The 13,430-nt window shown below is 35.2% G+C and carries 10 protein-coding genes; 6 read left to right on the top strand and 4 right to left on the bottom strand.

Annotated features, from left to right (window positions below):
* Positions 1–195 precede the first annotated feature (195 nt).
* The 3 genes from OIU80_RS11290 to OIU80_RS11280 form a co-directional block, all read right to left on the bottom strand.
* Positions 196–471, bottom strand: a complete 276-nt coding sequence (locus tag OIU80_RS11290; protein ID WP_264287105.1) for a DUF6520 family protein — start codon at positions 469–471, stop codon at positions 196–198.
* Between the two features lie 103 nt (positions 472–574).
* A complete protein-coding gene (locus OIU80_RS11285) occupies positions 575–2,092 on the bottom strand; it encodes a MauE/DoxX family redox-associated membrane protein (protein ID WP_264287104.1) in 1,518 nt (505 codons plus the stop codon).
* A 288-nt stretch (positions 2,093–2,380) separates the two neighbouring features.
* Positions 2,381–2,671: a hypothetical protein gene (locus OIU80_RS11280; RefSeq protein WP_319004966.1), complete on the bottom strand. Its 291-nt coding sequence runs from the start codon at positions 2,669–2,671 to the stop codon at positions 2,381–2,383.
* A 750-nt stretch (positions 2,672–3,421) separates the two neighbouring features.
* Here OIU80_RS11280 and OIU80_RS11275 point away from each other — a divergent pair.
* From OIU80_RS11275 to OIU80_RS11260, 4 genes are all read left to right on the top strand, one after another.
* Positions 3,422–3,817: a plasmid mobilization protein gene (locus tag OIU80_RS11275; protein ID WP_264287103.1), complete on the top strand. Its 396-nt coding sequence runs from the start codon at positions 3,422–3,424 to the stop codon at positions 3,815–3,817.
* Positions 3,802–5,106, top strand: a complete 1,305-nt coding sequence (locus OIU80_RS11270; RefSeq protein ID WP_264287102.1) for a relaxase/mobilization nuclease domain-containing protein — start codon at positions 3,802–3,804, stop codon at positions 5,104–5,106. The genes OIU80_RS11275 and OIU80_RS11270 overlap by 16 nt, the downstream gene beginning before the upstream one ends.
* 17 nt (positions 5,107–5,123) lie before the next feature.
* A complete protein-coding gene (mobC, locus tag OIU80_RS11265) occupies positions 5,124–7,112 on the top strand; it encodes a conjugal transfer protein MobC (protein WP_264287156.1) in 1,989 nt (662 codons plus the stop codon).
* Between the two features lie 116 nt (positions 7,113–7,228).
* Positions 7,229–8,203, top strand: coding sequence for a PDDEXK nuclease domain-containing protein (locus OIU80_RS11260; protein ID WP_264287101.1), 975 nt, complete (start codon positions 7,229–7,231; stop codon positions 8,201–8,203).
* 121 nt (positions 8,204–8,324) lie between these two features.
* On the opposite strand, the gene OIU80_RS11255 is transcribed toward OIU80_RS11260, so the two are convergent.
* Complete coding sequence (locus OIU80_RS11255) at positions 8,325–9,089, bottom strand: XRE family transcriptional regulator (RefSeq protein WP_264287100.1); 765 nt, start codon at positions 9,087–9,089, stop codon at positions 8,325–8,327.
* A gap of 88 nt (positions 9,090–9,177) precedes the next feature.
* Here OIU80_RS11255 and dinB point away from each other — a divergent pair, with 88 nt between their 5' ends.
* Both dinB and OIU80_RS11245 read left to right on the top strand, forming a co-directional pair.
* The gene (gene dinB, locus OIU80_RS11250) at positions 9,178–10,359 is read left to right on the top strand and encodes a DNA polymerase IV (protein WP_264287099.1); all 1,182 of its coding nucleotides are present in this window, start codon (positions 9,178–9,180) and stop codon (positions 10,357–10,359) included.
* Between the two features lie 5 nt (positions 10,360–10,364).
* Positions 10,365–13,424, top strand: coding sequence for a DNA polymerase III subunit alpha (locus OIU80_RS11245; protein ID WP_264287098.1), 3,060 nt, complete (start codon positions 10,365–10,367; stop codon positions 13,422–13,424).
* The last annotated feature ends 6 nt before the right edge of the window (positions 13,425–13,430 follow it).

Genomic DNA, 13,430 nt, shown 5'->3' with positions numbered 1-13,430 from the left:
ATATCATTTCTCAAATCAAAAGATAGTACCAATTTCGCATAATAACGGTCTGGGCATTTTTTAAAACTGGAATCACCAGTCTAGTGATTGATTTACGGAAGACTACAGTACCTATTGATAAATCAGCTTAATAAGAAACAATGCAGTTCCAGTTTTGGAACTGCATTGCCATGACAACTACTTTAATAAGACCAATCAAGGGCGATATAAAGGTTGTACACAATTACCGCCATCCTCTTGCTCATAAGCTACTGCTCCTGAAACACCATTTAAACGACATAGAAAAGGTCTAGGTGTATCATCACAAGCCACAGGGATATTAAGACATTGATTTTGAGAATTAGCAATATATCCTACCGCTGGTGCTTTAGCTTCTGATACACTTTGCATAGAAGTGGTTACAAAAGCTCCCGAAACTCCCATCACTATAACAGCGAAGGGCATCATGTTTTTTAAAAATAACGTTTTCATAATATTAAATTTTAATTTACACTTTGATCTACTTTTTTTTACAGGTGTTCGATCTGGGGCCTGATACTGATCAGTATATGTTTATGCCATGCAGACATTTATTTTAGTTGATTTTCATTTCTTTGGTTAGTATAGTTTTTAATTCATAAACGACAAGGTCATTACCTATTATAGCATATAAATGTGTGGATGAAACAAATAAGGAATTAAGCTCCGTATCACCCGTTTTATATATGGGAAAACTCAGTAAATAAGCATTTTTGGTTAAGTCATATACATCAATAATGAAAGATTTTTCCCAAAGTTTATGATTTTCATATTTGCCTTTTACTTTAGAATGTACAAACAGTAATTTTTGACAAATAGTTGCATGGGCATTAACTACAAATGGAGGAGATGACATTTCGGCCTGGGTTCCATTTTTAAGATACGAAACTTTAAGTTTAGCCTGTTTAATAGTATCTATAGTATGCCCTCTGGAATCAAGAGTACCATTTTTATCCGCTATTATAAACTCATTACGATAGTAATACAGATAAACCATTTTATTTAGTTGTTCACTGTACAGTAATGTCCCATCGGTATCAAAAATACCATCTATTTGTTGCTGCAAAAGATCTCTCTTATAAGTTATTTTCGGAGTAGGATTTGCACTGAAAACACCTAATACATTTGCTGATTTTTTTGCATTGTTTGATCTAAATGATATGGTAGTACTATCAAGGGGTACTGCTAATGTAAAATACGGAATACCTTTAAGTTCTTTTGTGATTTTCCAGTCTGAAGTACTTCCTCTAAAAACAGTGGGTACACTTCCATCCATTAAAAAGAAATTCGAATCTCTTATAGAGATTGTTACTATTTTAAAAGGTATTTTTTTGGGGTCAAAAGATATTTTTGCATTTTGTTGATTTCGTAAAGCAGTATCCATTGATACTATATGCAACGGGTTAGTATAATTTCCAAGGTGAATTCGGTTATTCCTGTAACCAGCAAAATAATAGGAATTGAATTTTAAATCCATTGCATTCGAAAATACTACTGGATGTTGAGGATAACGTCTGATAAATGGATTCTCATGATGCATAATGTCCTCAGAAGACAGAAATAAAATCACCACAATAGCAACACTACCTATCATAGAAATCGTAATTTGTTTTACAGTTAAAAAACGTTTTTTAAAAGATCTATTGGTATTGGTAGGAGTGTTTTTTATGACTATTGCCAGAGCTCCAAATAGTAGGAATGCCATATTAAAAATAAGGTGGCTATTCCAACTCATTTTTTCTAAGACTCCTCCACAAGAACAAGGAACAAATGAGCTGTAATGCAAGACTATGAAAATATAAGCAGTAAACATAGTCATCAAACTAAATGCTGCGAAGAGACCTGCGCTTTGGAATTTTGGGATAATAAGTAACAAAACTATTAGTAATTCTATCACTGGTACCAACCAGGATACCCAGGATGCAAAAGCACTCAATAATGGAGATTTCCCAAGTTGAACTTCGAAGTTTTCAAAGTCCAATAGTTTACTTACAGCTGCGTAGACAAATAATAGTACATATAGCAGACAAATTATGTCAAGAATTACATTCTTAGTCTTTACAGTCAGTTTCATGTTTTCTAATCTTTTAAGTTGATACATTTATAAAGTGTCAAATTCTAAATACTCAAATAAAGAAAGCATTTTAACTAGGATTCAATTATTTAGAGTTGGAACTAAAACAAAATTACAACACTCTATTTTCTAAATTGTTATCAAAAACAAGCCAAAATTTTTCAATAACATTCATTTTTAGTTAAAGTTTAAAAAACGGCATTATGAGCTTCCATTTATTAATAAAAAAAATGCCAAATAAACCTCAATTTGTTTATTTGGCACATAACTAATTTTACTCCCTCTTTGCTATTTTCCAGTTTCGCTCAAGGTCTTTAATTTTTCACTGAGTTCGATAAGTCCAGCTTTTTGCAAACATTCATCTCCGAAGAGTCTTAATTCTTCCAGATTTACATCTGGAATACTAGTCATGAGAATCGATGGTTTATCATCACCCTTGGTGGATAATCCACGTTCAATAACATGGTTTAATAATAAAACATTTTTTCGTGAAATCTTCAAATCAATTTTCACTACATCATTCATACCAGGGATACTAAGTACAGTATCAAGAACCTTGGCCACATCATTTGGTGTCATAATCTTCACGTTTTTAATTAATAATTTATTCTATAAAGGTAGAAAGTTGGTGGTGAGTTTTGATAGGTAAAATTTACCTATGATAGGTAGAATCCATACTGCTTGCTTAGATTTGTGTTGGAAATAAGTAATGAGTATTGCAATTTACGATAGGATTTTAGAGAATAATAACCGGACTAACTAGTTATGAAATATGTAAAATGAAATAGTTCTGGGAGAATTAAGATGTTCGAAAAATTGATTTCACTTAAGTATTCAATAAGACATCTTACCCTTTAGAAGAACAACCAAAAACCTTCCTTAAAAAAGTCAGGATTTTGTTGTTTTTAAAATTGATTTATTGTTTTGAAAGTGCACCTCATTTTAGGGAAATTGGTAAGTAAATTCAGTTATGTACTTATTGCGTAGCAATGGTTTTAAATTATATGAGGTGTGCATTTCTTTGACAGCCAAAAATGAAAATAGTATATTCTTTATGGATGTTCTTGAGATTTTAGGAGGTTGCTATAACTGTTGTGATAATTAACTGGAATGTCAAGATTAGTATATTACTGATTATAAAATAGAAAAAGAGTTTTGAATATTTTGGATGTCTCAAGATTATTTAAAATGTCTGGAAGATTGCCACGTTCCTGCAATCGGCAAGATGTCCTGTTGTTAAACAACAGCTTCTTGCTGCTCTACACTCGGGACTCGTTAGCAGTGATACTGAAAGATTAAAAAAGAGTTTGATAATAATGAAGAAGAGAGATGATGAAAAGAGAAAATTCAAACAGAACACGCATTGTCGGGGTGCGGTTTACATCCGAAGAGTATGCGAAAATTGAAAAAAAATGGAAAGCTAGTACTTGTCGTAAGCTAAGCGACTACATTCGCAGGCACCTATTTGACAAATCTATAAACACCACTTATAGGAATCAGTCATTGGATGATTTGACTTATGAAATGATGCAGTTGTTTAAGCATTTAAATGGCATTGGAAACAATTATAATCAGGCAGTAAAAAAACTACATACTCTAAATCAAATTCCGGAATTTAAAGTATGGATTATAAGTGCTGAACTGGATAAAAAAATGCTTTTTGATAAGATAGATGAAATCAAACTATACATCCAGAAAATCTCGGAAAGATGGTTACGATCATAAAAACAGGACACTCTATCCACAAGGTTTTCTATTACAATGAAAACAAAGTAAAAGAAAATGTTGCAGAATGTATAGGTGCTGGAAATTATCCGATTGATGTGGATAAAATGAGACTTACTATAAAACTGAATCGTTTTTTAAAACAGCTGGAATTAAATGAAAATGTAAAACGAAACAGCGTACATATTTCAATCAACTTTGATCCGTCGGAAAATTATTCTAAGGAAAAATTGATGGCTATTGCTGATTCGTATATGGAAAAGATAGGTTTTGGTGAACAACCTTATTTAGTATATCAGCATCACGATTCTGGGCATGCGCATATTCATCTGGTTTCCATAAATGTCCAGAGAGATGGTACACGAATTGATATGCAAAATATAGGTCAAAACCGATCTGAACCGGCAAGAAAAGAAATTGAAGAATTCTTTGAACTTGTTAAGGCGCAAGGGAATAAAAACAGTCCCGATTTCGAACTCAAGCCAATCATTTCAGGGAAGATTCAATACGGACGAACCGAATCAAAAAAGGCAATTACAAATGTACTTAATCAGGTGCTTTTATCTTATAAATATGCCAGCCTTCCAGAACTCAACGCAGTGCTCAAACAATATAATGTTTTAGCAGATCCAGGCAATGAAGATTCAAGAATGTTTAAAGCAAAAGGATTAATGTACAGGATACTCGATGATAATGGAAAACCTATTGGAGTTCCCATAAAAGCAAGTCTCTTTTATAACAAGCCAACGCTGAAATTTTTAGAGGAAAAATTTACTTCCAATACCACAAATCAAGTTTCAGATATAAGAAGGGTAAAAAATGCTATTGATATGGCATTTTTCAAAGCGGAAATATCGCTTTGTGAACTAGTTAAAATTCTTGAGAAAGATGGAATCGATACTGTTTTTAGAAAAAACGCAGAAGGATTACTTTATGGGCTAACCTACGTAGACCATACCACAAAATGTGTTTTTAACGGGAGTACTCTTGGAAAACAATATAGTGCCAAAGCGATACAGGAACGCTGTGCATCCAGTAATCAGACAGAGCAAAACAAAGAAAGTTTAACGAGCGAAAAATCGCATACAGTCACATTTGAAGCACCAAATTCGGAAATTATGGCAACGCTTTTTGCTGATGATTATAGAGATAACAAATATGTTGGATCTGATACTATAATGGGACAACTATGGGATGCACTTACGCAATCTGAGCAGGCCGCTAATTACCTCCCATACGAGCTGAGAAACAGAAAGAAAAAAAGAAGAGGACAGTCTAATAATCGATAAAATTTGAAATTATGGCTATGCAGACAGGAGAAAATGAACAGGCACTGAGAAAGATCTTGGATATGACAAGACTCATTAGCATTATTATTTTAACCATCCATTTTTATTATTACTGTTATGCCGCATTTGGAAAGTGGTATTTGGTTAGCGGGTTCAGTGATAAAATCATGGGTAATATTTACTACACGGGATTGTTCAGTAATTTCCATAAATCTAAACTCTTTGCTTTGGGATTTTTAATAATCTCGCTAATTGGAGCTAAGGGACGAAAAGATGAAAAACTGAATTATAAAACAGCCTTTGCTTATATAATTTCGGGGATTCTGATTTACTTTTTAAGTTATCTTTCCTTATACCTGAAAATAGAATTAGCCTTGGCCGCGATTGTCTATATGACAATCACTTCCAGTGGCTTCCTTCTAATGCTCACTGGTGGTACATTATTATCACGTATTATAAAAAACAGGCTCAACAATAAAGATATTTTTAATAGCGAAAATGAAACTTTCCCCCAAGAAGAAAGGCTCTTGGAAAATGAGTATTCCATCAACCTTCCAGCCCGATATCATTTAAAGGATAAGATAAGAGACAGTTGGATAAACATCATTAATCCGTTTCGGGGTTTACTGGTTTCTGGTACTCCTGGCTCTGGAAAATCCTATTTTGTAATACGTCATGTTATTACCCAACACATCCGTAAAAAATTCACCATGTTTGTCTATGATTTCAAGTTTGATGATCTGACGAAAATCGTCTATAATACCTGGCTTAAATACAAGCATCTCTATCCGAAATTACCTCAGTTTTATGTTATTAATTTTGACGATCTGACTCGAAGTAACCGATGTAATCCATTAGATCCTTCAGCCATGAGTGATATTACCGACGCTTCCGAATCAGCACGTACTATTCTGCTCGGACTCAACAGGGAATGGATCAAAAGACAAGGAGATTTTTTCGTGGAATCACCGATTAATTTTCTCTCAGCCATAATATGGTATTTAAAAAAATATAAAGACGGCGAATTCTGTACACTTCCCCATGTAATTGAACTCATGCAGGAAGACTATGATAGTCTCTTTACCCTGCTTAGAACTGAAAAAGAAATCGAGGTGCTTATTAATCCTTTTGTCAATGCCTATCTTAATAATGTCATGGACCAATTGGAGGGCCAAATCGCATCAGCAAAAATTGCGATGGCACGGCTTTCCTCTCCACAATTATATTATGTTTTATCCGGTAATGATTTCACATTGGACATCAATAATCCCGAGGAACCTAAGATTGTATGCATGGGGAATAATCCGCAAAAAATCCAAATATATGGAGCTGTATTATCACTATACGTAAACCGATTGGTAAAACAAGTGAATCAGAAAAACAAGCAAAAAAGTAGCCTGATATTCGATGAGTTTCCAACCATCTACCTCAACAATATGGATAGTTTGATTGCTACTGCCAGAAGTAATAAAGTAGCAACTTGTTTGGGTATTCAGGATTTTAGCCAGCTGCGTAAAGATTACGGGCGAGAACAGGCTGACGTCATTATGAATATTGTTGGAAATGTAGTCAGCGGACAAGTTACAGGTGATACCGCTAAACAATTATCAGAACGTTTTGGGAAAATTATGCAGGACAGGGAGAGCCTGTCCATTAATAGTGGTGATACCTCAATTAGTCGTTCCAAACAATTGGAATCCGCAGTGCCTCCATCCAAAATTTCAGGACTTAGTTCCGGTGAATTCGTTGGTATGGTAGCCGATGACCCTGATTGTAAAATAGAACTCAAAACATTTCATTCTGAAATTGTAAATGACCATGAAGCATTAAAAAAAGAACAGGATAACTATGTCGATATTCCTATTATCCGTAAAGTAGACAATTCAATGGTGCAGCGCAATTATATGCAAATAAAAAAGGATATCAAGGATATTATTTATTCTGAAAAAGAAAGATTATTAAATGATTATGAATTGAGGCATTTAGTCGTAAAGAAAAACAAGTAACTCTTTTAAAATTATAATATATTTGCTTATATATGGATTAAATGTTTTCAAAAAAAGTTGTTCTCAGATCACATCATTATTCCATACTAAACACTAACAAATAATGAATTTTGTCAATGATACAAAAACAATTTTTAGATATAGTACAACTTATAAGATATTCTCAGGTAAATGCAATTAAGGTTGTAAATACGGAATTAATTAACCTTTATTGGAATATTGGAGAATATATTAGTACTAAAATTGAAACCCAGGAATGGGGGCAATCTGTTGTGAAAGAATTAGCACAATACTTACTTAAAAATGAACCTCAGATCAAAGGATTCTCTGATAAAAATTTATGGAGAATGAAGCAATTTTATCAAACATACAAAGCTTTTCCAAAACTCTCAGCACTGCTGAGAGAAATTAGTTGGACAAACAATCTCATTATTCTAAGCAGGGCTAAATCTATCGAAGAACAAGAATTTTATTTGCGACTTTCAAGTCAGGAAAAATTTAGTTCAAGAGAATTAGAAAGGCAAATAAACAGCGGTGTTTTTGAAAGAACTATTATAGGAAATGCAAAAGTCTCATCAGTGATGAGAGAATTACATCCCGATATCACAAACACATTTAAGGATAGCTACATATTTGATTTTTTAAATCTTTCAGAGCCTCATAGTGAAAGCGATTTGCAAAAAGGACTGATAAGACAAATGAAAAATTTTATACTTGAATTAGGAAAAGATTTTCTGTTTGTTAGTGAGGAATATAAAGTTCAGGTTGGGAATAGTGATTTTTATATCGACTTATTATTTTATCACCGAAGCCTTCAATGTTTGGTTGCCTTTGAACTGAAAGCCGATAAATTTAAACCTGAACATTTAGGACAAATTAATTTCTACCTGGAAGCCTTGGATAGGGATGTGAAAAAAGAAAATGAAAATGCCAGTATTGGAATTTTACTGTGTAAGGATAAAGATAGTGAAGTCGTAGAGTACGCCTTGAGTAGAAGTCTTTCTCCTACAATGGTTGCAGAGTATAAGACGCATCTTCCTGATAAAAAGATTTTACAGCAAAAACTGCATGAATTGTTTAATGATAATTAATTAAGAGTAATCATAGTTTGTTGAGTTCTTAAGTCTGAATAAATTGTCGTTACACTGTCACGACAATTATGCTGGTAGTCCTATTTTCTAGTACTAGTATCAAGCAAAAAAAAGATATTCATTAAGCCCTATTCTTAATTTCCATAACCTCTCTTTTTAGTTCCAACAGCAATTCTTTCATGCTTTCCGTTTCTGATTGTTCTTGTTTTTTGTCTGTGCGTCCGATATTGCATTCATATTCCCAGATTTCTAAAATATCAGAAGCTTTAACTTCATAAGCAGGATAAAAATGGTTATCTGATTCTAAAACAAGTGTGTTTCTTTTATTTTTATTGAGCCTTTTATAGACCATACCCTCACTTTTGGTGATGATGATATAGGTTTTACCGTCCATTACTTCACCCAATTTATCAATATAACGTCCTATGATAATCGACCCATCTTCATGTGGAGGCATCGAATCGCCTTCCACAGGAAAGCCTCTGTGTTTTCCGGGACCTAAAAAAGGTAAAGAAATTTGCTGTAAGTTTTCGATATATTCAGGATCACCATAGCCATTCAAGTAACCCGCCTTTGCTTTTTGAGTAACAATTTCAATAAAATTTTCTCCGTTTGCATCAACGGTAATAGGCAACAGTAATCGGTTGTTTTCCAACTGAAGTAAATGATTCGTAGGGATTTTACGAACATCCACTGAAAGCAACAAATCGATACTAATGTGGAAATAATGCGCTATTTTTTTGAGGATCTCATACGGTGCCTCTGAAGTACCATCCTCATATTTGGTGTACCTACTTCTAGTGATTAGCAGGCTCTCAGCGACCTTTTCCTGTGAGACTTTCTTTTTTAGCCTTAGGCTCCTGATATTATCGGAAAATAAAGACATAATAATATTGTTATAATTTGTAACAACAAACATAAGTATTTTTGTTACAATCTGTACTAATTTTGTTCCGTATAAAAGGAAGAAGATTATGGGAAGGTCAATTGTACATATTGATATGAATACATTTTTTGTATCCTGTGAAAGGTTAACCAATTCAGAGTTAACTGGGGTACCACTGATCATTGGTGGTGGAGATAGGGGAGTGGTAGCATCTTGTTCTTATGAGGCTCGTACTTTTGGGGTTCGATCGGCTATGCCAATTAAGATGGCGCTTCGACTTTGTCCACAGGCAAAAGTGATGAAAGGGGATATGGAATTGTATTCAACCTTATCACATACCATTACCGAAATAATTCAGGAAAAAGCGCCCATAGTAGAAAAAGCCAGCATTGATGAATTTTATCTGGATATAACGGGTATGGATAAATTCTATGGGAGTTACAAGTGGACCAATGAACTTGCTCAAACTATTACAAAAGAAACGGGATTGCCACTAACTTTTGCTTTATCAGTTAATAAAACGGTTTCAAAAATAGGTACTGGAGAGGGAAAACAAAAGCGAAATTTGGAGATTCCCGAGCATATGGTGCAACCCTTTTTAAATCCCTTATCTATTCAGAAAATCCCAATGGTGGGAGATAAGACCTTTCAATTACTTTCACGAATTGGGATACGAACCATTCAAACACTCTCTGAAATGCCATCAGAAGTCTTGCAGCAAATGATTGGAAAAAACGGTACCGAACTCTGGAAGAAAGCCAACGGTATAGATAATAATCCCGTGGAACCTTATACTGAAAGGAAATCCATATCAACGGAACATACTTTCTCGCAAGATACCATTGACATAGCCAAACTCAAACGCATACTCGTTGGGATGGTAGAAAAACTAGCTTTTCAACTCCGCTCGGAGCAGTGGCTCACCTCAACTGTAGTTATCAAAATACGGTATGCCAATTTTGATACAGAGACCAAACAATGCCGTATCGCCTATACCTCAGCCGATCATACCCTGACTAGAAATGTTACCGAGTTATTCGATAAATTATACCAACGGCGCATGCGACTAAGATTAATAGGAATACGTTTTAGTGGTCTTGTGCGAGGAACTTATCAAATCAATCTCTTTGAAGATACAGAAGAAATGTTAGCCTTATATCAGGCAATGGATAAAATGAAAAGCCGCTACGGATTTGATGCCGTTATGAGGTGTGCAGGAGCTTCGTTCAAACCCAACAACAAAGCAGAAATTTTAAAACGCAAACTGTAATTCACATGTATCTCAATTGTCATTCTTTCCATTCTTTGCGTTATGGTACTATTCCCCTCGTAGATTTGGTACAGCAAGCTGTGGCATGTAATGTAAAAGCCATGGCGCTTACAGACATCAATACCGTAACTGGAATTTATGATTTTATCAAAGCATGTAATGCAGTTTCGATTAAACCAATTGTTGGGATAGAATTTAGATGTAATCATAAACTGCGTTATATTGGACTTGCCAAAAATAGCGAAGGTCTGGGGGAAATGAATCGTTTTCTGACCAAGCATAATTTTGAGAATACTCCTCTGCCAATAGAAGCGCCCGAATTCAAATCGGTTTTTATACTATATTCCTTGGAGAATGCGCCAGCTTCTTTGAAAGAAAATGAATATATTGGTATTCGTCCTGAAGAACTTCCAAAATTGTTCAGATCCCATTGGAAAAATAGAATAGATAAAATGGTCATTTCTCAGCCAGTGACCTTTCGGATTAAAAAAGAATTTAATCTGCATAAAATTCTTCGGGCTATTGATACCAATGTTATTCTATCAAAGCTTAGTCAGAGTGACTATTGCAGTACTTCGGACGTAATGATGCCGCTTGAAAATTTACTTGCCCAATTCACGGATTACCCACAGATTAATGAAAATACCCAAAGAATAACAGACGAGTGTAATTTTGAATTTGATTTCAAAACACCCAAAAATAAAAAATACTATACCAATAGTAGAAGCAGTGATATGGCTTTGCTGACAACTCTCGCCCAGCAAGGACTAGTGTGGAGATATGGAATTACCAATTTGCAGGCAAAAGCGCGAGTGGAGAAGGAACTGCGTGTGATTGAAGAACTAGAATTCAGTGGTTATTTTTTAATCACATGGGATATTATCCGCTATAGCAACAGTTGTGGTTTTTTACATATCGGGCGTGGAAGTGGTGCTAATAGTATCGTTAGTTATTGTCTTGGAATCACAGACATTTGTCCGATCGAACTCGACTTATACTTTGAGCGTTTTCTAAACCTCAATCGTAAAAGTCCACCAGATTTTGATATTGACTGGTCATGGAAAGAACGCGATACTATATTAAAATATATTTTCAATCGCTATGGCGCGGACCATGTGGCTTTCTGTGGAACCAATGTAGAGTTCAAATACCGATCGATATTCAGAGAAGTTGGAAAAGTATTTGGACTCCCAAAAGAAGAACTTGATGTGCTGGCTAAAAATCCAATGACTTCGCATGATGGGAATTCAGTGGTCAGATACGTGCAGGAATATGGGATGATGCTCGAAAAATACCCCAATCAGCGCAGCATGCATTCCTGTGGGATATTGATTTCCGAGGAGCCCCTTACCAATTATACAGTGCTCGAATTGCCTCCTAAAGGCTTTCCTATTGTGCTGTTTGATATGCATATTGCCGAGGATATTGGTTTTGAAAAATTTGATATTCTAAGTCAGCGAGGAATTGGTCACATTGATGATAGCGTGAAACTCATCCAAAAGAACCGTGGCATTAAAGTAGATATTAGAGACGCGGTATTATCCAAAGATGAGGTGTTGTGCAATACATATTTGGCCACAGGTAAGACCATTGGTTGCTTTTATATTGAAAGTCCTGCTATGCGTGGTTTACTTAGACGTCTTAATTGCGATAACTATAAAATACTGGTAGCGGCATCGTCTATTATCCGCCCTGGCGTAGCGCAATCCGGAATGATGAAAGAGTACATTTTTCGTCATAATAACCCTGATAAATTCGAATATTTTCATGATGTTTTTAAAGAACAATTGGGCGAGACTTATGGTATTATGGTCTATCAGGAAGATGTAATCAAGATAGCTTTGTATTATGGAGGGCTTCCAGCTGCCGATGGAGATATCCTGCGTCGTGCTATGAGTGGTAAGGGACGCTCCAAGGCAGCTTTGCAAAAAGTGAAAGATAATTTCTTTGCTTCTTGCCTGCAAAAAGGACATTCGGTAAAACTAAGTGAAGAAATATACAGACAGATTGAATCCTTTGCAGGCTACTCTTTCTGTAAAGCCCATTCGGCATCTTATGCAGTGGAAAGTTACCAAAGTTTGTATCTGAAAGTATATTATCCTGTGGAATTCATGGTAGCCGTTATTAATAATCAAGGCGGTTTTTACAGGACTGAAGTATATATTCACGAGGCTCGAATGTCTGGAGCGATAATACATAACCCTTGTGTCAATAGGAGTGAATATGAGGCAACTTTATACGGAGTTGATGTCTATCTCGGGCTGATGCATTTAGAGGGTTTAGAAACTAAACTGGCGCATCTTATTATATCTGATCGGGAGGATAGGTGTGAATTCAAATCATTGGAAGATTTTATCAATCGCATTCCTATCGGCATTGAAGGCATTCAGATTTTGATTTTTATCGGCGCTTTTCGCTTTACAGGAAAAACAAAAAATCAATTGCTGGTAATAGCCCGATTGATATTAGTGAATTTTAAGCCTGAAAATAGAAACCTTATGTTACTCCAAGAGCCAGTAAAAGAATATAAGCTGCCTGTACTCGAACGCTCCGCTTATGAAGATGCCTTTGATGAAATTGAACTACTTAGTTTTCCAGTATCATGCACCCCTTTCGATCTTTTACAAACTCCATACAGAGGGGCTGTCATGGCAAAGGATTTAGTGAGTCATCATAAGAAAACGGTAAAAATGCTTGCTTATCTCATTTCTAGAAAACATGTGCCTACCAAAAGAGGCACCATGTATTTTGGTACTTGGATTGACATAGAAGGAGAGTACTTTGATACAGCCCATTTCTCAGATAGTCTTGAAAAATATCCTTTCCAAGGTGGTGGGTGTTATTTATTGCTAGGAAATGTTGCCGTAGATTATCACTTTCCCACCGTGACTGTAACTAAAATGGCTAAAATGCCATTCATCCCTGACCCGCGATATTCCAATACCAGTGACAGGCAATTTAAAGTTCACGAACATATACGAGAAGATGCGAGTATGACACATCGCGCTCCATATCCTTCGGAACATGAGATTAATATTCCAAGGCAAAAGATGGAGAATACTTAAAGAATT

Source organism: Flavobacterium frigoritolerans, assembly GCF_025847275.1.
Lineage (GTDB): Bacteria > Bacteroidota > Bacteroidia > Flavobacteriales > Flavobacteriaceae > Flavobacterium > Flavobacterium frigoritolerans.
The sequence above is the reverse complement of the archived record's forward strand: the minus strand, read 5'-3'. Positions and strand labels throughout refer to the sequence as shown.